This window comes from Salmonella sp. SAL04157 (genome assembly GCF_046551635.1).
Lineage (GTDB): Bacteria > Pseudomonadota > Gammaproteobacteria > Enterobacterales > Enterobacteriaceae > Salmonella > Salmonella enterica.
Genome location: NZ_JBGDVS010000003.1, coordinates 275727 through 299516, shown reverse-complemented (window position 1 = coordinate 299516; position 23790 = coordinate 275727). Strand labels below are relative to the sequence as shown.

General features: G+C 52.2%; 25 protein-coding genes and 1 pseudogene. 21 read left to right on the top strand and 5 right to left on the bottom strand.

Going from position 1 to position 23790, the window contains the following annotated elements; genetic code table 11:
* The first annotated feature begins 27 nt into the window (after window positions 1–27).
* Complete coding sequence (locus ACLJRE_RS08330) at window positions 28–267, top strand: YecH family metal-binding protein (RefSeq protein WP_000377241.1); 240 nt, start codon at window positions 28–30, stop codon at window positions 265–267.
* A 45-nt stretch (window positions 268–312) separates the two neighbouring features.
* On the opposite strand, the gene ftnA is transcribed toward ACLJRE_RS08330, so the two are convergent.
* Window positions 313–810 carry a non-heme ferritin gene (gene ftnA, locus ACLJRE_RS08325; RefSeq protein WP_000920619.1) on the bottom strand — a complete coding sequence of 166 codons (498 nt, stop codon included), beginning with the start codon at window positions 808–810 and terminating at the stop codon, window positions 313–315.
* Between the two features lie 239 nt (window positions 811–1049).
* Entirely contained in the window at window positions 1050–1385 is a 336-nt protein-coding gene (locus ACLJRE_RS08320) for a YecR-like lipofamily protein (RefSeq protein WP_000803229.1), read from the bottom strand.
* A 255-nt stretch (window positions 1386–1640) separates the two neighbouring features.
* Here ACLJRE_RS08320 and ACLJRE_RS08315 point away from each other — a divergent pair, with 255 nt between their 5' ends.
* Window positions 1641–2279 carry an RpiB/LacA/LacB family sugar-phosphate isomerase gene (locus ACLJRE_RS08315; protein WP_000684804.1) on the top strand — a complete coding sequence of 213 codons (639 nt, stop codon included), beginning with the start codon at window positions 1641–1643 and terminating at the stop codon, window positions 2277–2279.
* Between the two features lie 178 nt (window positions 2280–2457).
* On the opposite strand, the gene ACLJRE_RS08310 is transcribed toward ACLJRE_RS08315, so the two are convergent.
* Window positions 2458–2961: a non-heme ferritin-like protein gene (locus tag ACLJRE_RS08310; RefSeq protein WP_000741707.1), complete on the bottom strand. Its 504-nt coding sequence runs from the start codon at window positions 2959–2961 to the stop codon at window positions 2458–2460.
* A gap of 550 nt (window positions 2962–3511) precedes the next feature.
* Between ACLJRE_RS08310 and ACLJRE_RS08305 the strand changes: the two genes are divergently transcribed.
* The 4 genes and pseudogenes from ACLJRE_RS08305 to otsA all read left to right on the top strand — a co-directional run bounded on the left by ACLJRE_RS08305 (window position 3512) and on the right by otsA (window position 6901).
* Entirely contained in the window at window positions 3512–4069 is a 558-nt protein-coding gene (locus ACLJRE_RS08305; protein ID WP_000754801.1) for a DJ-1/PfpI family protein, read from the top strand.
* 228 nt (window positions 4070–4297) lie between these two features.
* Window positions 4298–4479, top strand: a pseudogene (gene araH, locus ACLJRE_RS08300) (L-arabinose ABC transporter permease AraH); the annotation flags it as partial.
* Between the two features lie 222 nt (window positions 4480–4701).
* Window positions 4702–5505 carry a trehalose-phosphatase gene (gene otsB / locus ACLJRE_RS08295; protein ID WP_000840114.1) on the top strand — a complete coding sequence of 268 codons (804 nt, stop codon included), beginning with the start codon at window positions 4702–4704 and terminating at the stop codon, window positions 5503–5505.
* Window positions 5480–6901 carry an alpha,alpha-trehalose-phosphate synthase gene (otsA, locus tag ACLJRE_RS08290; protein WP_000089042.1) on the top strand — a complete coding sequence of 474 codons (1422 nt, stop codon included), beginning with the start codon at window positions 5480–5482 and terminating at the stop codon, window positions 6899–6901. The genes otsB and otsA overlap by 26 nt, the downstream gene beginning before the upstream one ends.
* Window positions 6902–6918: 17 nt before the next feature.
* Here otsA and uspC read toward each other — a convergent pair whose 3' ends face one another.
* Together uspC and ACLJRE_RS08280 are read right to left on the bottom strand one after the other, a co-directional pair.
* Window positions 6919–7347: a universal stress protein UspC gene (gene uspC, locus ACLJRE_RS08285; protein WP_000122606.1), complete on the bottom strand. Its 429-nt coding sequence runs from the start codon at window positions 7345–7347 to the stop codon at window positions 6919–6921.
* Window positions 7344–7460 carry a hypothetical protein gene (locus ACLJRE_RS08280; RefSeq protein ID WP_031601778.1) on the bottom strand — a complete coding sequence of 39 codons (117 nt, stop codon included), beginning with the start codon at window positions 7458–7460 and terminating at the stop codon, window positions 7344–7346. Before ACLJRE_RS08280 ends, uspC begins: the two co-directional genes overlap by 4 nt.
* A gap of 682 nt (window positions 7461–8142) precedes the next feature.
* On the opposite strand from ACLJRE_RS08280, the gene flhD reads away from it, so the two are divergent.
* The 15 genes from flhD (at window position 8143) to ACLJRE_RS08205 (ending at window position 23757) form a co-directional block, all read left to right on the top strand.
* On the top strand, window positions 8143–8484 hold the full coding sequence (flhD, locus tag ACLJRE_RS08275) for a flagellar transcriptional regulator FlhD (RefSeq protein WP_001518146.1): 342 nt from the start codon (window positions 8143–8145) through the stop codon (window positions 8482–8484).
* Window positions 8481–9065 carry a flagellar transcriptional regulator FlhC gene (flhC, locus tag ACLJRE_RS08270; protein ID WP_000605987.1) on the top strand — a complete coding sequence of 195 codons (585 nt, stop codon included), beginning with the start codon at window positions 8481–8483 and terminating at the stop codon, window positions 9063–9065. Before flhD ends, flhC begins: the two co-directional genes overlap by 4 nt.
* A gap of 124 nt (window positions 9066–9189) precedes the next feature.
* Complete coding sequence (gene motA, locus ACLJRE_RS08265; RefSeq protein WP_000906312.1) at window positions 9190–10077, top strand: flagellar motor stator protein MotA; 888 nt, start codon at window positions 9190–9192, stop codon at window positions 10075–10077.
* Entirely contained in the window at window positions 10074–11003 is a 930-nt protein-coding gene (gene motB / locus ACLJRE_RS08260) for a flagellar motor protein MotB (RefSeq protein ID WP_000795653.1), read from the top strand. Before motA ends, motB begins: the two co-directional genes overlap by 4 nt.
* A gap of 4 nt (window positions 11004–11007) precedes the next feature.
* Complete coding sequence (cheA, locus tag ACLJRE_RS08255; RefSeq protein ID WP_023212500.1) at window positions 11008–13023, top strand: chemotaxis protein CheA; 2016 nt, start codon at window positions 11008–11010, stop codon at window positions 13021–13023.
* 20 nt (window positions 13024–13043) lie between these two features.
* Window positions 13044–13547 (top strand): chemotaxis protein CheW, encoded by a 504-nt coding sequence (gene cheW / locus ACLJRE_RS08250; RefSeq protein WP_000147295.1) that lies wholly within the window; start codon window positions 13044–13046, stop codon window positions 13545–13547.
* A 236-nt stretch (window positions 13548–13783) separates the two neighbouring features.
* Window positions 13784–15445, top strand: a complete 1662-nt coding sequence (gene tar / locus ACLJRE_RS08245; protein ID WP_000483279.1) for a methyl-accepting chemotaxis protein II — start codon at window positions 13784–13786, stop codon at window positions 15443–15445.
* 153 nt (window positions 15446–15598) lie between these two features.
* Window positions 15599–16465, top strand: a complete 867-nt coding sequence (gene cheR / locus ACLJRE_RS08240) for a protein-glutamate O-methyltransferase CheR (protein ID WP_000204362.1) — start codon at window positions 15599–15601, stop codon at window positions 16463–16465.
* The gene (gene cheB, locus ACLJRE_RS08235; protein WP_000036389.1) at window positions 16462–17511 is read left to right on the top strand and encodes a protein-glutamate methylesterase/protein glutamine deamidase; all 1050 of its coding nucleotides are present in this window, start codon (window positions 16462–16464) and stop codon (window positions 17509–17511) included. Before cheR ends, cheB begins: the two co-directional genes overlap by 4 nt.
* 17 nt (window positions 17512–17528) lie before the next feature.
* Complete coding sequence (gene cheY / locus ACLJRE_RS08230) at window positions 17529–17918, top strand: chemotaxis response regulator CheY (RefSeq protein ID WP_000763861.1); 390 nt, start codon at window positions 17529–17531, stop codon at window positions 17916–17918.
* A gap of 10 nt (window positions 17919–17928) precedes the next feature.
* Window positions 17929–18573, top strand: coding sequence for a protein phosphatase CheZ (gene cheZ, locus ACLJRE_RS08225; RefSeq protein ID WP_000983586.1), 645 nt, complete (start codon window positions 17929–17931; stop codon window positions 18571–18573).
* A gap of 193 nt (window positions 18574–18766) precedes the next feature.
* Entirely contained in the window at window positions 18767–19918 is a 1152-nt protein-coding gene (flhB, locus tag ACLJRE_RS08220) for a flagellar biosynthesis protein FlhB (protein WP_000797093.1), read from the top strand.
* Window positions 19911–21989: a flagellar biosynthesis protein FlhA gene (gene flhA / locus ACLJRE_RS08215; RefSeq protein ID WP_023212499.1), complete on the top strand. Its 2079-nt coding sequence runs from the start codon at window positions 19911–19913 to the stop codon at window positions 21987–21989. The genes flhB and flhA overlap by 8 nt, the downstream gene beginning before the upstream one ends.
* Window positions 21989–22381 (top strand): flagellar protein FlhE, encoded by a 393-nt coding sequence (flhe, locus tag ACLJRE_RS08210; protein WP_001233619.1) that lies wholly within the window; start codon window positions 21989–21991, stop codon window positions 22379–22381. The genes flhA and flhe overlap by 1 nt, the downstream gene beginning before the upstream one ends.
* Window positions 22382–22617: 236 nt before the next feature.
* A complete protein-coding gene (locus ACLJRE_RS08205) occupies window positions 22618–23757 on the top strand; it encodes a glycoside hydrolase family 105 protein (protein WP_000989909.1) in 1140 nt (379 codons plus the stop codon).
* The last annotated feature ends 33 nt before the right edge of the window (window positions 23758–23790 follow it).

The following is a 23790-nucleotide window of genomic DNA, read 5'->3' as shown; positions in this document are numbered from 1 at the left end:
GGCTACGAGTTTTATTCAGGAGGGGTTATGGATTCCATTCACGGTCACGAAGTACTCAATATGATGATTGAGTCGGGCGAGCAGTACACGCATACCTCGCTGGAGGCGGCAATAAAAGCGCGCTTTGGCGAGCGGGCACGATTTCACACCTGTTCAGCGTCAGATATGACGGCGGCGGAACTGGTCGTGTTTCTGGCGGCGAAAGGAAAGTTTATTGCCGTGGAGGACGGTTTTTCAACGCATGAGAGTAAAATCTGCCGCCACTAATACGCCACGGTGAGAGCTCGTCTCACCGTGTAAGGACGTGTTGGATTAATTTTGCGTATCCAGTGTGGAGAGTTCTTTATCAATGAAATAAAGCCCTTCGCCGCTTTTTCCCGCCAGCGTTAATTTATCAATAATAGATTTGAACAGTTTTTCTTCTTCATGCTGTTCTGCCACATACCACTGCAAGAAATTAAATGTCGGATAATCCTGGCTGGTCATTGCGGCATGAGCCAGTTCATTAATTTTTTGCGTAATAAGCTGCTCATGCTCATAGGTCGCGCGGAACAGCTCATCCAGTGAGGTGTACTCAGCGAAGGGCGAAGAAACGGTATTAATGCGCGGCAGGCTTCCGGTATCGGTAAGGTAGTCAAACAGGCGCTGCATATGCGTCATCTCTTCTTGCGCATGGCGACGAAGAAATGCGGCCGCGCCTTCAAAACTGTGATAGCTGCACCACGCGCTCATTTGTTGATAGAGCAGGGAGGAGTACAACTCCAGATTCATTTGCTCATTCAGTTTGTCGATCATTTCTGTTTTCAGCATGGTTCCGCTCCACAAATAGCAAAAGATATACAGTAATGTGGCGCCACTATAATTTGTTATTTTATTATTTGCAAAAGGTAAAATATTAAATTTAATTATTAAAAATACGAATGGGAATAAAACGCATTAACGCCAGTGTATAGTGTATAAAAATAAAGGAAAGCCAGCACCTTCATGCTGGCAATAGCGACCTTGCACTCTCCTCCATTGTAGATGGTGTCGGCGTTAAGCCAGCCGCCTTAATAATAAAGCGGCATGATTTGCGGGACGGCAACGCCCCGGCACTGCCAGGAGAGGGTAAATCGGGTGTTCAGACACAACGAGCCCGCATAAATGCTACAGGTTCCTACCGGCTGACCAAACGAAACGGCATCGGCATAGCCCATCTGCTGGCATTCGCGTGTTGCGGTCCCGTGAGATACATAGTCATCTGTCCGTGAAGTAAAAAATAGCGGCTGGTTATACGTCAGGCGCACGATGCCGCTTATCGGGCTGGCTTCGCTGACCTGCGCTTGTCGAGTAATGGTGCATCCCGTCAGGGCTAGCAGTGAAAGAGTAAAAATAAGAGGCTTCATAAAATCGCTCCGACAATTCGGTATCAGACCATGCTACCTCGTGTCTTGCACCGTCAATGGCTGGAATAACTTACGGATTCGCCTTGATTAAAGGTAACGGCAGGGGGTTTACAGCGGGAACAGAAAATGTGTGAGCGTCTTTTCATTTAATGAAACTTCGTTTCATTAAATTTGAATGTGTGTTCGCAAATGTGTAATGTGGGAAAAACGTCATGATTTACGCAGGCGCGGCCGTCTGCATTCAGGAGGAACACGATGAAAATTGCACTGATGATGGAAAATAGCCAGGCCAGCAAAAATGCCATCATTTATAACGAACTTAGCGCCGTCGCCAATGAAAAGGGATTTCCGGTTTTTAACGTCGGCATGTGCGACGAAAATGACCATCACCTGACGTACATTCATTTAGGCATCATGGCGAGTATTCTGCTTAATGCAAACGCGGTTGATTTTGTGGTTACTGGCTGTGGCACCGGGCAGGGCGCGCTGATGTCGTTAAATATTCATCCTGGTGTCATTTGTGGCTATTGCATCGATCCGGCAGATGCTTTTCTGTTTGCGCAGATCAACAACGGCAATGCGTTGTCCCTGCCATTTGCGAAAGGCTTTGGCTGGGGCGCTGAGCTGAACGTGCGTTTCATCTTTGAAAAAGCGTTTACCGGGCGTAAAGGCGAGGGGTATCCGCCTGAGCGCAAAGCGCCGCAGGTACGCAATGCGGGCATTTTGAACCAGGTTAAGGCCGCGGTCGTCAAAGAGAATTATCTGGATACACTACGGGCTATCGATCCTGAACTGGTTAAAACGGCGGTTTCAGGGCCGCGTTTCCAGCAATGTTTGTTTGAAAACGGCCAGAATAAAGAAATAGAAGCGTTTGTACGTGAGATGCTGGGGTAATGCCCAGACAAGACAGAGACGTTTCGCGCCTGTCGGCTGGCATGATGTGCCGATAATACGCCAGTAGCGACAGGCGCCACCTCTGGCAAACAGACCAGAAACGGTGTAGGCCGGATAAGCTGCTTCGCGTTGCTATCCGGCTAATAACGTCTCAATATTGTCGCTCGGTGTGCCGCTATCAGTGATGCTGATAGGTCACAACGTTAAGGAGATGCTGATCGGTTTGCGCCAGGCATAACCCTGCTCGTTTAGCGCTGCGAACTTCTTCGAGAATAGTTTGTAAAAGTACGCCATCCTGCTGCTGCTCTTTTTCCAGGGTATGGAGAAAATCGAGCGTTGAGGCATCATTCAGCGCTTTCGCTTCATCTGCCAGACGCGACAGCGTGCTGGCGCGTTGCTGATAATCCTCCAGGGTTTTCTGGAACAATTCTTCCAGAGAGCAGAGCTCTTCACCCGGAACGTCAATGGCTTTAACGATAGGGGTGGCGCCGGCGTTTTTCATAAAATTAAACATGCGCATCATTTGCGTCACGTTGCCTTGCGCCTGGGTACGAAGAAAGGTGGCGGTGCCTGTTAAACTGTGTTCAGAACACCATTCGCTTAGATGGAGGTAAAGATTTGATGCGTAAAACTCAAGGTTCATTGGCGTGTTGAGCTTTTGAACCATTCCTACAGCTGCCATAACAATATCCTTATTTCCAGAAAGTGTTGATGTGCATGACAGACGAGAATGCAACGGGTCGTTGTCACATTCTTACCTCTATGCACAATAAATACTCTTAGCAGAAGAACTCCGTTCCGCCAGTCCCTTATGCGATCTCATTTCCTGTTTATCGATCGGTAATGAGAATAGCGCGTCAATAAAAATAAGAAAATCCTTAAATGCAATTGTTTATCTTTTTTTACATTTTCAGCGGTGTGATTTTTTCAGGTGTAATGATTTTTGGTGTGGAGCAGTTGCAACACTTTGAAAGTTAAATGATATTATATAGATTTGTAATTTGTGAAACATTGTTTCAGATCATGGGGTAAGCCTTTCAAGTATGGTAATTTCAATAAAATAAACATTAGCCAGTCTGGATATCACACGCATAAACGGTTGAGAGCAAATATGCCTGTTTTTATAAACTAGCCGATTTTGCGGTAGATCATTTTTAATGTCATTAATCATACGAGCACGTTATTCGGTTGAGCGCAGTTTTGATGGGTGACTCGTTAACAAGGAGCAGTCAATGAAAAAGGTCGCGGTGCTGTTGGCACCAGGATTTGAAGAAGCAGAGGCCATTGTTACTCTTGATATTCTGCGACGTTTGCATATCGACGTCGAAACGCTGGCGTGTGCTGAATCACGGGCGGTGGTGAGTTACCATGATATTCCTATGGTTGCGGACAGCACGCTGAGTGAACGCCAGCAGGCGCTTTTCGATGCGGTAGTGCTGCCGGGCGGTCCGCAGGGGAGCGCTAATCTGGCGGCTAATCCGGCGGTGATCGCTTTCGTTGCGCGTCATGATGCGGCAGGCAAATTAATTTGTCCTATCTGTTCCGCGGCGGCAAGGGTGCTGGGTGCTCACGGATTGCTGAAGGGGCGTCGTTATGTCTGTTCCGGCGACCTGTGGAAAGCGGTTCCGGAAGGTGTCTATGTGGATGCGCCCGTTGTTGAAGATGGTAATTTAATTAGCGGCAAAGGCTTGGGGCATGTCTTTGATTTCGCGCTAACCCTTTCCGCCAGACTGCTGGGAGACGATGTGCCGGTTCGCGAACAGGCTGAACATATCTATTATTCCTGGTAATCGTTATTCACCCAGGGCCGTAAGGATTAGCTGGCTGATGTTATGGATTAATGTGCTGGCTTTCCTGCCTTTTGGCTGATGAATTCGCTCTGGGTTATGTCATTTTTCGCTAAAACTATTCCTGCCATCAGCATTTATCTAATGAATGAAAGATAGTGCACCGTTTTACGTCCTCTCTAACAAGAATCGTTTGACTTTACCCTACATAAAAAACGCTAAAGCTGGTCAATGACTTCCCTGGGTTATGAGTTAATCGTTATTTCTGCGTGTGTCTTAGGGGGGGATTCCTGAAAGGCGGCCTCGGAAAAGTCTCATATGTGGTGGCGAGCGTACTGATATCAGGAACGGTGGAGAACGCGATGAACCTGTTCAACATTTCACCTTTTGCACAGTACGTGGTTCGCGGCTGAATCCTTCTGGCAGCAGTTATCTTCGACTATTATAAGCAAAAAGCGAAGCGTACGATTTGATGAATTAACACTCAACTAAACAGTATAGCTTCACGACATCGCCAGCCGCTACCCCGGCTGGCGATGGTCTTTCTAAATGGCGAGCAGCGTCACACTGTCTATACTTACATGACTAATGAGACCGTTTGTGAGTCTCAATATGATGATAAGGAGGAGACCAGGGTGGCAGAACCGTTAACCGTATCCCCCGAACTCACTGCGAACTATGCGTATTTTTTTGACCTTGATGGCACATTGGCAGAGATAAAGCCTCATCCAGATCAGGTAGTGGTACCGCATAAAATCCTTCAGTTGTTAGACCGTCTTGCGGCGCACAACGCAGGGGCACTGGCATTGATTTCAGGGCGTTCAATGACTGAGCTGGATGCTTTGGCGAAGCCTTTTCGCTTTCCGCTCGCTGGCGTTCACGGGGCAGAGCGTCGTGACATCAATGGTAAAACCCATATCGTGCGCCTTCCTGAAGCGGTAGTCCGTGAGGTGGAGGCGTTATTACGTTCGACGCTTGTAGCGCTGCCCGGAACGGAGCTGGAGACGAAGGGGATGGCGTTTGCGCTGCACTACCGTCAGGCTCCGGAACATGAAGCGGCGCTATTGGCGCTTGCGCAACACGTTACGCAGCACTGGCCGCAACTGGCGTTGCAGCCCGGTAAATGTGTTGTGGAAATCAAACCTAAGGGAACCAATAAAGGCGAAGCGATTGCCGCCTTTATGCAGGAGGCGCCCTTTGCGGGACGGATTCCCGTTTTTGTGGGCGACGATTTGACCGATGAGGCTGGCTTTGGCGTGGTGAATCACGCTGGCGGAATTTCCGTAAAAGTGGGCGTCGGGGCAACCCAGGCGGCATGGCGGCTGGAAAGCGTACCCGATGTCTGGCGCTGGCTGGAGCAAATCAATTATCCACAACAAGAACAACAAGTAATGAATAACAGGAGAGATGGCTATGAGTCGTTTAGTCGTAGTATCTAATCGAATTGCCCCCCCGGATAATAAAGGCGGCGCCGGCGGCCTCGCCGTTGGCGTGCTTGGCGCGCTAAAAGCGGCTGGCGGGTTGTGGTTCGGCTGGAGTGGCGAGACAGGTAACGAGGATGAGCCATTAAAAAAGGTGACAAAAGGTAATATTACCTGGGCATCGTTTAACCTGAGTGAACAAGATTACGAAGATTATTACTGTCAATTTTCCAATGCGGTTCTCTGGCCTGCGTTCCATTATCGTCTGGACCTGGTACAGTTTCAGCGTCCTGCATGGGAAGGCTATATGCGGGTGAATGCGTTATTAGCGGATAAGTTATTGCCCCTCATTAAAGAGAACGACATCATTTGGGTGCATGACTACCACCTGTTACCGTTTGCCAGCGAGCTGCGTAAACGCGGCGTGAACAACCGAATTGGTTTTTTCCTGCATATTCCATTCCCGACCCCGGAGATTTTTAACGCTTTACCGCCGCATGATGAACTGCTGGAGCAGTTGTGTGACTTTGATCTGCTCGGGTTCCAGACAGAAAATGATCGCCTGGCTTTTCTGGATAGCCTTTCGAGTCAAACGCGAGTCACGACTCGCAGCGGCAAGCAGCATATCGCGTGGGGTAAAGACTTCCAGACAGAAGTGTATCCTATCGGTATTGAGCCCGATGAGATTGCTCTGCAGGCAGCCGGGCCGTTGCCGCCTAAACTGGCGCAGCTCAAGGCGGAACTGAAAAATGTGAAGAATATTTTTTCCGTTGAGCGGCTGGATTATTCGAAAGGGCTGCCGGAACGCTTTCTGGCGTATGAAGCGCTACTGGAAAACTACCCGCAGCATCGGGGAAAAATTCGTTATACCCAAATTGCGCCTACGTCACGCGGCGAAGTACAGGCATATCAGGATATTCGCCACCAGCTTGAGACGGAAGCAGGCCGGATTAATGGGAAATATGGACAATTGGGCTGGACGCCGCTCTATTATCTGAATCAGCATTTTGACCGTAAACTGTTAATGAAGATATTCCGTTATTCAGACGTCGGGCTCGTCACCCCGTTGCGTGACGGGATGAACCTGGTGGCGAAAGAGTTTGTCGCCGCGCAGGACCCCGCTAATCCTGGCGTACTGGTACTGTCACAGTTTGCCGGCGCGGCGAATGAACTGACGTCGGCGTTAATCGTCAATCCTTACGATCGGGATGACGTGGCGGCGGCGCTCAATCGTGCGTTAACGATGCCCCTTGCCGAGCGTATTTCGCGCCATGCGGAAATGCTGGACGTGATCGTTAAAAATGACATTAACCGCTGGCAGGAGCGTTTTATTCATGACCTAAAGGAGGTCACGCCGCGTAGCCCTGAGCGTCAGCAGCAGAACAACGTGGCGACGTTCCCTAAGCTGGCCTGAAATATTGCGAGCGGCGACTAGTCGCCCGCTAACGGCACCAGCAACACATCTACCTGGCTGGCGCTGACGACACTTTTTGCCGAGCAGGACGCGCGCGAAAAGAAACTGTGGTTATGGTTGCCGCAAATGACCAGATCAACATGGTGTTTGCGGCACACAGCCAAAATATGCTGGCTTAACTCACCTGATGCGATGAAAGTTTGTTCAATCGGATAATCCGCCTTTTCCCCCAGCATCTTAAGAAAATTCTCAGTTTCCTCATGCATAACCGCGCGTAAATCCTCCATCATGGGCGCGGCGAACTGGTTATACAGTTCGGGATCGGAAGCGAGAGTAATCAGGCTTACTTTCGCCTGAACAGGGCGGGCGATAGAGACCGCTTTAGCCAGTAGCTGGTGACTTTCCGGGGTGACGGCAACGGCGACAAGAATATGGGTGTAGCTCATAACTCGCTCCTTGATTGCAAGAATATGAGATTGTGCTTTAGCTTTACTCTGTTTAGCGCATTTCTGCAATGCGTTAATGCCACATTAATGTGAAGGACATCATAATTAATCATTAATTATTCTTATGTAAAGAATCGTGGCATAAGACACTTTTTACACACCACCAGGATGCTTTATTTAAACGGGTGAACAAGGAAAGCTAAAAGTTAAATCAAATGAGCTTATTTTTAACAGAGGAGGGCGTATGCTGTGACGAGATTAATTAATAACGTTTAATATTTAAGCCACTGTTTACTAAAGGTAAAATAGAATCGTTTCTAAAATAGAAATAATAGCCTGTTATCTATTATCCTGGCGTTATTTTAACAGAGAGAAACAAAAAAGAATTTGGTGTTGACGTCCCCCTATTCAGCAGTGTGGAATAGAAAAAGTGAACATTAGGTTATTAATTAAACAAAGTAAAAGCCATGCTGATGGTTTTATAGTAAGTATTCTGTTAAATTATGTGATCTACATCACATATTTTCTAAAATCGCCGTCCCGCTCCGTTGTATGTCACGAAGCTGACGAGTAGAGTTGCGTCGAATTAGGAAAAATCTTAGGCATTTGTAAAAATTGATGTAAACGTGTAAGGCGAATCTCAGTGGGAAGCTGCGTTATACGTCACAATGTCCACAATGTCTGAGCGCTGCTATGCATTTGACCTTTTTGCTTCTTTTACCGGGCCTTCCCGGCGACATCACGGGGTGCGGCTACGTCGCACAAAAATAAAGTTGGTTATTCTGGATGGGAACAATGCATACATCCGAGTTGCTAAAACACATTTATGACATCAATTTGTCATATTTACTCCTTGCACAGCGTTTGATCGTCCAGGACAAAGCATCTGCGATGTTCCGCCTCGGTATCAACGAAGAGATGGCAAACACACTGGGCGCGTTGACCTTGCCGCAGATGGTCAAACTGGCGGAGACGAACCAGTTAGTTTGTCATTTCCGGTTTGACGATCATCAGACGATCACCCGTTTGACTCAGGATTCGCGCGTCGATGATTTACAGCAGATTCACACAGGTATCATGCTTTCAACGCGTCTGCTCAATGAAGTGGACGATACGGCGCGTAAGAAAAGGGCATGATAATGAGTGAAAAAAGCATTGTTCAGGAAGCTCGCGATATCCAGTTGGCGATGGAGTTGATTAATCTTGGCGCTCGTCTACAAATGCTGGAAAGCGAAACACAGCTCAGCCGTGGTCGCCTCATCAGGCTGTACAAAGAATTACGCGGTAGCCCGCCGCCTAAAGGGATGCTGCCATTTTCGACAGACTGGTTTATGACCTGGGAGCAAAATATTCATGCCTCCATGTTCTGCAACGCCTGGCAATTTTTACTGAAGACCGGCTTATGCAGCGGTGTGGATGCGGTGATTAAAGCTTATCGGCTTTATCTTGAGCAGTGTCCGCAACCGCCTGAAGGGCCGTTGTTGGCGCTGACTCGCGCATGGACGCTGGTGCGTTTTGTTGAAAGTGGGTTGCTTGAATTGTCGAGCTGTAACTGCTGCGGTGGGAACTTTATTACCCATGCGCATCAGCCCGTGGGCAGCTTTGCGTGTAGTTTATGCCAGCCGCCATCCCGCGCAGTAAAAAGACGTAAACTTTCCCGAGATGCTGCCGATATTATTCCACAACTGCTGGATGAACAGATCGAACAGGCTGTTTAACCGAAACGGTGTGGACAAACACTCCAGCAGCGGTAAGTCATTACCGCTGCTTTTTTTTGCCTTGCCTTCGCGTTAATCGCCCGACTGCGCATCCTGTCATAGTCAACAGCGGAAGGATGATGTCGTGCTTATCTTATTAGGTTACCTGGTGGTTATCGGTACAGTTTTCGGCGGTTATGTCATGACCGGCGGACACCTTGGGGCACTCTATCAACCTGCTGAACTGGTCATCATTGGCGGCGCGGGGATAGGGGCGTTCATTGTCGGCAACAACGGGAAGGCCATCAAAGGCACGATGAAAGCGATCCCGTTGTTATTTCGTCGTTCGAAATACACGAAATCTATGTACATGGATTTGCTGGCGTTGCTCTATCGCCTGATGGCCAAATCACGCCAGCAGGGGATGTTCTCCCTTGAACGCGATATTGAAAATCCGAAAGAGAGTGAAATCTTCGCCAGTTATCCGCGTATTCTGGCCGATGCGGTAATGCTTGATTTTATTGTCGATTATCTGCGCCTGATCATCAGCGGCAACATGAATACGTTCGAAATTGAAGCGTTGATGGATGAAGAGATTGAAACCCATGAAAGCGAGGCGGAAGTCCCGGCCAACAGCCTGGCGATGGTGGGGGATTCGCTGCCTGCCTTTGGTATCGTCGCGGCGGTAATGGGGGTGGTTCACGCTCTGGCTTCAGCCGATCGTCCGGCAGCGGAGTTGGGGGCGCTGATTGCCCATGCCATGGTAGGTACGTTCCTCGGTATTTTACTGGCTTATGGATTCATTTCACCGTTAGCGACCGTTTTGCGCCAGAAGAGCGCCGAAACCACCAAGATGATGCAGTGCGTAAAAATTACACTGCTGTCTAATCTGAACGGCTATGCGCCGCCGATTGCCGTGGAATTTGGTCGTAAAACGCTTTATTCCAGTGAGCGTCCATCGTTTATTGAGTTGGAAGAACATGTTCGCGCAGTGAGAAACCCAAACCAGCAGCAGACGACTGAGGAAGCATGAAAAATCAGGCTCATCCCATTGTCGTCGTAAAACGCCGCAGGCACAAACCGCACGGCGGCGGGGCGCACGGTTCCTGGAAAATTGCCTACGCCGATTTTATGACGGCGATGATGGCTTTTTTTCTGGTGATGTGGCTGATTTCCATCTCCAGCCCTAAAGAATTAATTCAGATTGCCGAATATTTTCGTACGCCGTTGGCCACCGCGGTAACGGGGGGGAACCGGATTGCCAATAGCGAGAGCCCGATACCAGGCGGCGGCGATGATTACACCCAACAGCAGGGTGAAGTGGAAAAGCAGCCGAATATCGACGAGCTGAAAAAACGGATGGAGCAGAGTCGCTTAAACAAACTGCGCGGCGATCTGGATCAACTGATCGAGTCCGATCCCAAACTGCGCGCGTTACGTCCGCATCTGAAAATTGATTTAGTTCAGGAGGGGTTGCGCATCCAGATTATCGACAGCCAGAACCGCCCGATGTTTAAAACCGGCAGCGCCGAAGTTGAGCCGTATATGCGCGATATCCTGCGTGCGATTGCGCCAGTGTTAAACGGTATACCTAATCGCATTAGCCTGGCCGGCCATACCGATGACTTTCCCTACGCGAACGGCGAAAAAGGCTATAGCAACTGGGAGTTATCCGCCGATCGCGCCAATGCCTCTCGTCGCGAACTGGTCGCTGGCGGGCTGGATAACGGAAAAGTATTACGGGTGGTTGGCATGGCCGCCACGATGCGGCTGAGCGATCGCGGTCCTGATGACGCCATCAACCGCCGTATAAGCCTGCTGGTGTTAAACAAACAGGCGGAACAGGCCATTTTGCATGAAAACGCTGAAAGCCAGAATGAGCCGGTAAGTGTATTACAACAGCCTGCGGCAGCCCCGCCGGCAAGCGTACCCACATCGCCAAAAGCGGAACCGAGGTGATAGCGTGAGCATGGATATTAGCGATTTTTATCAGACATTTTTTGATGAAGCTGACGAGCTGTTGGCTGATATGGAGCAGCATCTGCTGGATTTGGTGCCGGAATCCCCGGACGCTGAACAACTGAACGCCATTTTTCGCGCGGCGCACTCCATTAAAGGCGGCGCGGGCACATTCGGCTTCACTATTCTGCAGGAAACCACGCATTTAATGGAAAACCTGCTGGATGAAGCCCGACGCGGTGAAATGCAGCTCAATACCGACATTATCAACCTGTTTTTGGAAACGAAAGATATTATGCAGGAACAGCTCGACGCCTATAAAAACTCCGAAGAGCCGGATGCCGCAAGCTTCGAATATATCTGCAATGCGCTACGCCAGTTGGCGCTGGAGGCGAAAGGCGAAACCACGCCGGCGGTCGTAGAAACCGCGGCACTAAGCGCGGCGATCCAGGAAGAGAGCGTAGCCGAAACCGAATCGCCTCGTGACGAGAGTAAACTGCGCATTGTACTTTCACGGTTGAAAGCCAATGAGGTCGATCTGCTTGAAGAAGAGTTGGGCAATCTGGCTACTCTGACGGATGTCGTTAAGGGAACGGATTCACTGTCGGCAACTCTGGATGGCAGCGTCGCGGAAGATGACATTGTCGCGGTGCTCTGTTTTGTCATTGAGGCCGATCAGATCGCTTTTGAAAAAGTGGTCGCCGCGCCGGTTGAAAAAGCGCAAGAGAAAACCGAGGTAGCGCCGGTAGCGTCTCCGGCAGTCGTTGCGCCAGCCGCCAAAAGCGCGGCGCATGAACATCATGCGGGGCGTGAAAAACCTGCGCGTGAACGCGAGTCCACCAGCATTCGCGTGGCGGTAGAGAAAGTGGATCAGCTTATAAACCTGGTCGGCGAGTTAGTGATTACCCAGTCAATGTTGGCCCAGCGTTCTAACGAGCTGGACCCGGTAAACCACGGCGATCTCATTACCAGTATGGGTCAGTTACAACGTAACGCCCGCGACTTACAAGAGTCGGTGATGTCGATTCGCATGATGCCTATGGAGTACGTCTTCAGCCGTTTCCCGCGTCTGGTACGCGATTTAGCGGGTAAACTGGGCAAGCAGGTAGAGTTGACGCTGGTGGGGAGCTCCACTGAACTTGATAAAAGCCTGATCGAACGCATTATCGACCCGCTGACGCACCTGGTGCGCAACAGTCTCGACCACGGGATTGAAATGCCGGAAAAACGCCTTGAGGCGGGGAAAAATGTTGTCGGCAATCTGATTCTTTCCGCGGAACATCAGGGCGGGAATATTTGTATTGAAGTGACCGATGACGGCGCGGGGCTTAACCGTGAGCGTATCCTGGCGAAGGCCATGTCGCAGGGGATGGCGGTGAATGAAAACATGACCGACGATGAAGTGGGCATGTTGATCTTCGCGCCGGGATTCTCAACTGCGGAACAGGTCACGGATGTCTCCGGTCGCGGCGTTGGCATGGATGTGGTGAAACGTAACATTCAGGAGATGGGCGGTCACGTTGAGATCCAGTCAAAACAAGGCTCCGGCACCACGATTCGTATTCTGCTGCCGCTGACGCTGGCCATCCTCGATGGGATGTCGGTTCGCGTGGCGGGGGAAGTTTTTATCCTGCCGTTGAATGCGGTGATGGAGTCGCTGCAACCGCGTGAAGAGGATCTTCATCCGCTGGCGGGCGGCGAACGGGTTCTGGAAGTTCGCGGCGAGTATTTGCCGCTGGTCGAATTGTGGAAAGTGTTTGACGTGGACGGGGCGAAAACCGAAGCCACGCAGGGCATTGTTGTGATCCTGCAAAGCGCGGGACGCCGTTACGCGCTGCTGGTCGATCAGCTCATCGGTCAGCACCAGGTGGTGGTCAAAAATCTGGAAAGCAATTATCGCAAGGTACCGGGGATTTCCGCCGCGACGATCCTGGGCGACGGCAGCGTCGCGCTGATTGTTGATGTTTCCGCATTGCAGGGTTTAAACCGCGAACAACGTATGGCGATCACAGCCGCCTGATTGAGTGAGAAGGGAATAATATGACCGGTATGAGTAATGTAAGCAAACTGGCCGGCGAGCCGTCAGGTCAGGAATTCCTGGTGTTTACACTGGGAAATGAAGAGTACGGCATCGATATCCTGAAAGTGCAGGAGATCCGTGGCTATGACCAGGTGACGCGTATCGCCAATACACCGGCCTTTATAAAAGGGGTGACTAACCTGCGCGGCGTGATTGTACCCATTGTCGATCTGCGCGTGAAATTCTGCGAAGGCGACGTTGAGTATGATGACAATACGGTAGTGATCGTACTGAATCTGGGGCAACGCGTCGTCGGGATAGTGGTAGACGGTGTGTCTGACGTACTGTCGTTAACGGCGGAACAAATCCGTCCGGCGCCAGAATTTGCCGTGACCTTGTCAACAGAATATTTGACGGGATTGGGCGCGCTCGGCGAGCGTATGCTGATTCTGGTGAATATCGAAAAACTGCTTAACAGCGAAGAGATGGCGCTGCTGGATATCGCAGCATCACACGTCGCGTAATAACGTTGCCGGATGGCGTCGCGCCATCCGGCAATATTCACCGTTATGCTTCCGCCAGCGGTGAGAGTGCCTCTTCATCGCCCGCGCCCAGCCCCTGCATTTTGCGCCGGCATCGCCGCTGCGACACTGTTATTGTCAATATCGTCTTCCGGAACAGCGTATTTCCTTTTTGCAAAAGTAAAGTTATCACCGCAGGTGCCGATAACGTTGATAACTCGTTATCAGGAAGGTGCCTTATGTTTAACCGTATCCGCGTTGTCACAATGCTGATGATGGTGCTGGGGGTTTTCGCACTGCTACAGCTTGTTTCCGGTGGTTTGCTGTTTTCTTCATTACAGCATAACCAGCAAGGTTTTGTTATTTCTAACGAATTACGCCAGCAACAAAGCGAACTCACGTCGACATGGGACTTAATGCTGCAAACGCGCATTAACCTGAGCCGCTCCGCCGCACGCATGATGATGGACGCTTCTAACCAGCAGAGCAGCGCCAAAACGGATTTACTCCAGAATGCAAAAACGACCCTCGCACAGGCGGCGGCGCACTACGCCAATTTCAAAAACATGACGCCATTGCCAGCGATGGCGGAGGCCAGCGCGAACGTCGATGAAAAATATCAGCGCTATCAGGCCGCATTAACCGAACTTATTCAGTTTCTGGACAATGGCAATATGGATGCCTACTTCGCCCAGCCAACCCAGGGAATGCAAAACGCGTTGGGCGAGGCGCTGGGCAATTACGCCCGGGTGAGCGAAAACCTGTACCGCCAGACATTTGATCAAAGCGCTCATGACTACCGTTTTGCGCAATGGCAACTGGGGGTTCTTGCGGTCGTGCTGGTGCTGATTTTGATGGTGGTTTGGTTCGGCATTCGTCATGCCCTGCTTAACCCATTAGCGCGAGTGATTACTCATATCCGTGAAATTGCCAGCGGCGATCTGACGAAAACGCTCACCGTCTCAGGACGTAATGAAATTGGCGAACTGGCGGGAACGGTTGAACATATGCAACGCTCACTGATTGACACCGTGACGCAGGTTCGTGAAGGTTCGGATGCGATTTATTCCGGCACCAGCGAAATTGCCGCCGGTAATACCGACCTCTCTTCCCGTACCGAACAACAAGCCTCCGCTCTGGAAGAGACGGCGGCCAGCATGGAACAACTGACGGCCACCGTGAAGCAAAACGCCGATAACGCCCGTCAGGCTTCGCAACTGGCGCAAAGCGCCTCCGAGACCGCGCGTCATGGCGGCAAAGTGGTCGACGGCGTAGTAAACACTATGCACGAAATTGCCGACAGTTCGAAAAAAATCGCTGACATTATCAGCGTTATCGACGGTATTGCCTTCCAGACTAACATTCTGGCGCTGAACGCGGCGGTAGAAGCGGCGCGCGCGGGAGAGCAGGGGCGCGGTTTTGCGGTCGTGGCAGGCGAGGTGCGTAATCTGGCCAGCCGCAGCGCCCAGGCGGCGAAAGAAATAAAAGCGTTGATTGAAGATTCCGTCTCGCGTGTCGATACCGGTTCAGTGCTGGTGGAAAGCGCCGGGGAAACCATGACTGACATCGTCAATGCCGTTACGCGCGTCACGGATATCATGGGCGAAATCGCCTCCGCCTCGGATGAGCAAAGCCGGGGTATCGATCAGGTCGCTTTGGCCGTTTCCGAAATGGATCGCGTAACGCAACAGAACGCCTCGCTGGTTCAGGAATCCGCAGCGGCCGCCGCCGCGCTGGAAGAGCAGGCCAGCCGTCTGACCCAGGCGGTATCGGCTTTCCGCCTTGCATCGCGACCGCTGGCGGTAAATAAACCTGAGATGCGTTTGTCAGTGGACGCTCAGTCCGGCAATACGCCGCGGCCCTTAGCCGCCGGGGATGATGCGAACTGGGAAACCTTCTGATCGACGTGCGCTGTCGGTTATCGATTAATTTGCGAACCCGCCGATCCCTTTCGTCTGGTTCGCATAGATAAAAGCAAAAAATGTGTAATACGGGAAGCATGGCGCTGCCGCAGGGCGCGCCCGTTGTATTTTGAATGTGATTAAGAAGGCGCTATGACATCATCTCTGCCCTCCGGGCAAACGTCAGTATTGTTACAGATGACACAGCGCCTCGCGCTGTCCGACGCGCATTTTCGTCGGATATGTCAATTAATCTACCAGCGCGCAGGGATCGTGCTGGCCGACCATAAGCGGGATATGGTTTATAACCGCCTGGTCCGTCGGCTGCGTGCCCTGGGACTGGATGATTTTGGCCGTTATCTCAGTATGCTGGAGGCTAATCAAAACAGCGCTGAGTGGCAGGCTTTTATCAACGCTCTGACTACCAACCTGACCGCTTTTTTTCGCGAGGCGCACCATTTTCCCATCCTTGCGGAACATGCGCGTCGCCGCCACGGCGAGTACCGCGTCTGGAGTGCGGCGGCATCGACAGGAGAAGAACCTTACAGTATCGCCATTACGCTGGCGGATGCGTTAGGGATGGCCCCCGGTCGCTGGAAAGTATTCGCCAGCGATATTGATACTGAAGTGCTGGAAAAAGCGAGAAGCGGTATTTATCGCCTCAGCGAACTGAAAACGTTATCGCCGCAGCAGCTACAACGTTACTTCATGCGCGGTACGGGGCCGCATGAAGGACTGGTGCGCGTGCGTCAGGAACTGGCCAATTATGTTGAATTTTCCTCCGTTAATTTGTTGGAAAAGCAGTACAACGTACCCGGTCCCTTTGACGCGATTTTTTGCCGTAACGTCATGATCTATTTTGATAAAACGACTCAGGAGGACATTCTGCGCCGTTTTGTTCCACTCCTTAAACCTGACGGACTGTTGTTTGCCGGTCACTCAGAAAACTTTAGCAACCTCGTGCGCGAGTTTAGCCTGCGCGGACAGACGGTGTATGCGCTAAGTAAGGATAAAGCATGAGTAAAATCAGGGTATTGTCAGTTGATGATTCCGCGTTAATGCGCCAAATCATGACTGAAATTATTAATAGCCATAGCGATATGGAGATGGTGGCGACTGCGCCGGACCCGTTGGTCGCCAGGGATCTCATCAAAAAATTTAATCCGGACGTATTGACCCTGGACGTTGAGATGCCGCGTATGGACGGCCTCGATTTTCTGGAAAAACTGATGCGCCTGCGACCGATGCCGGTGGTGATGGTCTCTTCGCTGACCGGGAAAGGTTCCGAAGTGACGCTACGGGCGCTGGAGTTGGGGGCCATCGATTTTGTCACCAAACCGCAGCTTGGCATTCGTGAAGGTATGCTGGCGTATAGCGAGATGATTGCCGAAAAAGTGCGTACCGCCGCGCGGGCCCGCATCGCCGCACATAAACCGATGGCGGCCCCGGCAACCTTAAAAGCCGGTCCGCTGCTCAGTTCGGAAAAACTGATTGCTATCGGCGCTTCAACGGGCGGTACTGAAGCTATCCGACATGTGCTGCAACCGCTGCCGCTTTCCAGTCCGGCAGTGATTATTACGCAGCATATGCCGCCTGGCTTTACCCGCTCGTTTGCCGAGCGCCTGAATAAACTCTGTCAAATCAGCGTGAAGGAGGCCGAGGACGGCGAACGCGTATTGCCAGGTCATGCCTACATTGCGCCCGGCGACAAGCATATGGAGCTGGCGCGTAGCGGGGCGAATTATCAAATCAAAATTCATGATGGCCCGCCGGTAAACCGGCATCGGCCTTCCGTGGATGTGCTGTTTCATTCGGTGGCGAAACACGCGGGGCGCAACGCCGTAGGCGTCATTCTTACGGGGATGGGCAACGATGGCGCCGCTGGAATGTTAGCGATGTACCAGGCTGGCGCCTGGACCATTGCGCAAAACGAAGCAAGTTGTGTGGTGTTCGGCATGCCGCGCGAGGCCATCAATATGGGTGGCGTAAGCGAAGTGGTCGATCTTAGCCAGGTAAGCCAGCAGATGCTGGCGAAAATCAGTGCCGGACAGGCGATACGTATTTGAACCAGGAGTAGTATTTTATGGCGGATAAAGAGCTTAAATTTTTGGTTGTGGATGACTTTTCGACCATGCGTCGTATCGTGCGCAACCTCTTAAAAGAGCTTGGATTTAACAATGTGGAAGAGGCCGAAGACGGCGTCGATGCGCTGAACAAGCTCCAGGCGGGCGGCTTTGGTTTTATTATCTCCGACTGGAACATGCCGAACATGGATGGCCTGGAGCTACTGAAAACCATTCGCGCCGATAGCGCCATGTCGGCGTTACCCGTGTTGATGGTCACGGCGGAAGCCAAGAAAGAGAATATTATCGCCGCCGCACAGGCTGGCGCCAGCGGTTATGTCGTAAAACCGTTCACCGCAGCGACTCTGGAAGAGAAGCTCAACAAAATCTTTGAGAAACTGGGCATGTGAGGATGCGATGATGATGCAACCATCTATCAAGCCTGCTGATGAAGGCTCAGCAGGAGACATCATTGCGCGCATCGGTAGTCTGACCCGAATGCTGCGCGACAGCCTGCGTGAACTGGGGCTGGACCAGGCGATTGCCGAAGCGGCGGAGGCGATCCCTGATGCGCGCGACCGTCTGGATTACGTCGTCCAGATGACGGCGCAGGCGGCGGAACGCGCGCTAAACAGTGTCGAAGCTTCGCAGCCGCATCAGGATGCGATGGAAAAAGAGGCGAAAGCGCTAACCCAACGTTGGGACGAGTGGTTTGACAATCCGATCGAGCTTTCCGACGCCCGTGAACTGGTGACGGATACGCGCCAGTTTCTCAGGGATGTCCCGGGCCATACCAGCTTTACTAACGCGCAACTGCTGGACATCATGATGGCGCAGGATTTCCAGGATCTGACGGGTCAGGTGATCAAACGCATGATGGACGTGATTCAGGAGATTGAGCGCCAGTTGTTAATGGTGCTGCTGGAAAACATCCCGGAACAGAGCGCGCGACCAAAACGCGAGAACGAAAGCTTACTCAACGGCCCGCAGGTGGATACCTCGAAAGCTGGCGTCGTCGCCAGTCAGGATCAGGTGGACGACCTGCTGGACAGTCTTGGCTTTTAAGCTTTTTTGACCTGATGGCGCTGCGCTTATCGGGTCCGAATCCGTCAACCAGGCCGGATACGAGACTTTCTTATCGTATCCGGCTATCTCTATTAACGCCATAAACCCCGCCTTTTTTACCGCTTACTCTGCCCATTGGCGTAAAGCGGTTCTGGCATCATTCTCGCTTATCAATCTATCCAGGGTTTGCTGCGTGGCAGAAGAGAGCGACGACGACAAAACAGAAGCCCCCACACCCCACCGACTTGAAAAAGCGCGGGAAGAAGGGCAGATCCCCCGTTCCAGAGAACTGACCTCACTGCTGATATTGCTGGTGGGCGTTTGTATTATTTGGTTCGGCGGCGAGTCGTTAGCGCGGCAACTGGCGGGAATGCTCTCAGCAGGCCTGCACTTCGATCATAGTATGGTGAACGATCCTAACCTGATCCTGGGGCAGATAATTTTGCTGATTAAAGCGGCGATGATGGCACTGCTACCGCTCATCGCGGGCGTGGTGCTGGTGGCGCTTATCTCGCCGGTCATGCTTGGCGGCCTGATTTTTAGCGGTAAGTCGCTACAGCCAAAATTTTCTAAATTAAACCCGCTGCCGGGAATTAAGCGCATGTTTTCGGCGCAGACCGGCGCGGAACTGCTAAAAGCGGTGTTGAAATCCACGCTGGTCGGCTGCGTTACCGGCTTTTATCTCTGGCATAACTGGCCGCAAATGATGCGCCTGATGGCGGAGTCGCCGATCGTCGCAATGGGGAATGCGCTGGATCTGGTTGGACTCTGCGCGTTACTGGTGGTACTGGGCGTGATTCCGATGGTGGGATTTGACGTGTTTTTCCAGATCTTTAGCCACCTGAAAAAATTACGCATGTCGCGACAGGACATTCGCGACGAATTTAAAGAGAGCGAAGGCGATCCGCATGTTAAGGGCAAAATTCGCCAGATGCAACGCGCCGCCGCGCAGCGCCGCATGATGGAAGATGTGCCGAAAGCGGACGTCATTGTCACTAACCCGACGCACTATTCCGTGGCGCTGCAGTATGACGAAAACAAAATGAGCGCGCCGAAAGTGGTCGCGAAGGGGGCTGGATTAATAGCGCTGCGCATTCGCGAGATCGGCGCTGAACATCGGGTTCCCACTTTAGAAGCGCCGCCGCTGGCGCGGGCATTATATCGCCACGCCGAAATCGGTCAGCAAATTCCCGGGCAGTTATATGCTGCCGTTGCGGAAGTGTTGGCCTGGGTCTGGCAGCTTAAACGCTGGCGGCTTGCGGGCGGGCAACGTCCTCCACAACCTGAGAACCTTCCGGTGCCAGAAGCGCTGGATTTTATGAACGAGAAGAATACTGATGGCTAATCTGGTCGCGATGCTGCGCCTGCCCAGCAACCTGAAATCGACGCAATGGCAAATTCTTGCCGGGCCGATCCTCATTCTGCTGATTTTGTCGATGATGGTGCTGCCGCTACCTGCTTTTATCCTCGACTTATTGTTTACCTTTAATATTGCGCTATCGATTATGGTGCTGCTGGTGGCGATGTTTACCCAGCGTACTCTGGATTTTGCCGCGTTTCCGACCATTCTGCTGTTTACCACGCTACTGCGTCTGGCGCTTAACGTAGCCTCAACGCGCATTATTTTGATGGAAGGGCATACCGGCGCGGCGGCGGCGGGAAAGGTGGTGGAGGCGTTTGGTCATTTCCTGGTCGGCGGTAACTTCGCGATCGGGATTGTGGTTTTTATCATCCTCGTCATTATCAACTTCATGGTCATCACCAAAGGCGCCGGACGTATTGCCGAAGTCGGTGCGCGCTTTGTGCTGGACGGTATGCCCGGCAAGCAAATGGCGATTGACGCCGATCTTAATGCCGGTCTGATTGGTGAAGACGAGGCCAAAAAACGGCGTTCGGAAGTCACTCAGGAAGCCGATTTCTACGGCTCGATGGACGGGGCAAGTAAATTTGTGCGCGGCGACGCCATCGCCGGTATTCTCATCATGGTCATTAACGTGGTAGGCGGGCTGCTGGTCGGCGTATTGCAGCACGGAATGAGCATAGGCAGCGCGGCGGAAAGCTACACCATGCTGACCATTGGCGACGGCCTGGTCGCCCAGATCCCGGCGCTGGTTATCTCCACGGCGGCGGGCGTCATTGTGACCCGCGTCAGTACCGATCAGGATGTAGGCGAGCAGATGGTTGGCCAACTGTTCAGTAATCCAAGGGTGATGCTGCTGGCGGCGGCGGTGCTGGGGCTGCTTGGCATGGTGCCAGGAATGCCTAACCTGGTATTTTTACTCTTTACCGCCGCTTTGCTCGGCCTGGCATGGTGGCTGCGCGGGCGTGAAGAAAAAGCGCCGGAGGAGCCGCAGCCGGTAAAAATGCCGGAAAATAACTCGGTGGTCGAAGCCACCTGGAATGACGTACAGCTTGAGGATTCACTGGGGATGGAAGTGGGCTACCGCCTGATCCCGATGGTGGATTTTCAACAGGATGGCGAATTGCTCGGACGTATTCGCAGTATTCGTAAAAAATTCGCGCAGGATATGGGGTTCCTGCCGCCGGTTGTCCATATTCGCGACAATATGGATTTACAGCCTGCGCGCTACCGTATTTTGATGAAAGGGGTAGAGATTGGCAGCGGGGACGCCTATCCGGGACGCTGGCTGGCTATTAACCCCGGCACGGCGGCGGGAACGCTACCGGGTGAGAAAACCGTCGATCCAGCTTTTGGCCTTGATGCCATCTGGATTGAAAGCGCCCTGAAAGAGCAGGCGCAAATTCAGGGCTTTACCGTTGTTGAAGCCAGTACCGTTGTGGCGACGCACCTTAACCACTTGATTGGCCAATTCTCCGCCGAACTGTTTGGCCGCCAGGAAGCGCAGCAACTGTTGGATCGTGTCTCTCAGGAGATGCCTAAACTCACGGAAGATCTGGTCCCCGGCGTCGTGACCCTCACGACTTTACATAAAGTCCTGCAAAACTTACTGGCGGAAAAAGTCCCGATTCGCGATATGCGCACCATTCTGGAAACGCTGGCGGAACATGCGCCGTTACAAAGCGATCCGCATGAATTAACCGCCGTGGTACGCGTGGCATTAGGACGAGCGATTACGCAACAGTGGTTCCCCGGTAATGAAGAAGTGCAGGTGATTGGCCTGGATACCGCGCTGGAGCGTTTGCTGCTTCAGGCATTGCAGGGCGGCGGTGGACTTGAGCCGGGGTTGGCGGATCGCCTGCTGGCGCAGACGCAAGAGGCGCTTTCTCGCCAGGAGATGCTTGGCGCGCCGCCGGTATTGCTGGTTAACCATGCGCTACGTCCATTATTGTCCCGCTTTTTGCGGCGCAGTTTACCGCAGCTGGTGGTGTTGTCGAACCTTGAGCTTTCCGATAACCGTCATATCCGCATGACGGCGACCATTGGAGGAAAATAATGCGTAAATGGCTGGCGTTGTTGCTCTTTCCCCTGACGGTTCAGGCCGCAGGCGAAGGCGCGTGGCAGGATAGCGGTATGGGCGTAACCTTAAATTACCGGGGCGTTTCCGCATCGTCTTCGCCATTGTCGGCGCGTCAGCCGGTTTCCGGTGTGATGACGTTGGTCGCCTGGCGTTATGAACTGAATGGCCCGACCCCCGCGGGCTTACGGGTACGTTTATGTTCCCAGTCCCGTTGCGTAGAACTTGATGGTCAGAGTGGCACGACCCACGGTTTTGCTCATGTTCCCGCAGTCGAGCCGCTCCGCTTTGTCTGGGAAGTCCCCGGCGGCGGCCGACTTATCCCGGCGTTAAAAGTGCGGAGCAATCAGGTGATTGTGAACTACCGCTAACCGCCCCTTTCTTTGCCAGGTAGCAGACCTGACTCTCTTTTTGAATAAATAGAAACGCCGTTTTATAAAATGGTGAGGTAGGTTGCCGGACTCTTTGCGTTTTTGCCATTTACGCTCTGGCAATGGCAGAAACAAAAAGGTTTCCGCCCAGCTTAGCTTTTACTGTAGCGAATCGACTGCGTCGGCGGTAAAACTGCACGCAGCACTGAATTCGACATTACACAGAGGTTAAGCAAATGATGGTTTATCCAGTCAAACACAGTCCGCTATTGCGTCAGCCTGAGCATTTTATCGCCAGAGATGAACTAAAAGCCCTGGTGCAAAAGGTGACGCATAACCTGGTCAATATTAAAGATGAGACAGGCGAATTTTTATTGCGACTGGACGATGGACGCGTGATCGATACTAAAGGCTGGGCCGGATGGGAGTGGACGCACGGCGTGGGCCTGTACGGAATGTATCACTATTACCAACAGACCGGCGACCAGACGATGCGTAAGATCATTGATGACTGGTTTGCCGATCGTTTTGCGGAAGGCGCGACGACGAAAAACGTTAATACGATGGCGCCATTTTTAACGCTGGCGTATCGCTATGAAGAGACGCGTAATCCAGCGTATTTACCGTGGCTGGAAACGTGGGCCGAATGGGCGATGAATGAAATGCCCCGTACCGATCACGGCGGAATGCAGCACATCACGCTGGCGGAGGAAAATCATCAGCAGATGTGGGACGACACGCTAATGATGACGGTGCTGCCGCTGGCGAAAATCGGTAAGCTGCTGAACCGGCCGGAATATGTGGAAGAGGCAACCTATCAGTTCCTGCTACACGTGCAGAATTTGATGGATAAAGAGACGGGGCTGTGGTTCCACGGCTGGAGCTATGACGGTCATCATAATTTCGCTAACGCTCGCTGGGCGCGCGGCAACAGTTGGCTGACCATTGTGATCCCGGATTTTCTTGAACTGCTGGACTTGCCGGAAAATAATGCCGTGCGCCGTTACCTGGTCCAGGTACTGAATGCGCAGATCGCCGCGCTGGCGAAATGTCAGGATGAAAGCGGTTTGTGGCATACGCTGCTTGACGATCCGCACTCTTATCTTGAGGCGTCGGCGACGGCGGGTTTTGCCTACGGTATTCTTAAAGCGGTGCGCAAACGCTATGTCGGGCGGCACTATGCGCAGGTGGCGGAAAAAGCTATTCGGGGGATAGTGAAACATATCTCGCCGGAAGGTGAACTGCTGCAAACGTCATTTGGCACTGGCATGGGCCACGATCTCGATTTTTACCGTCATATTCCGTTGACCTCTATGCCTTACGGGCAGGCGATGGCAATGCTGTGTTTGACGGAATATCTGCGTAACTATTTCTGATGTATGCAGATATTCCGGGCGTATCCTTGTCTG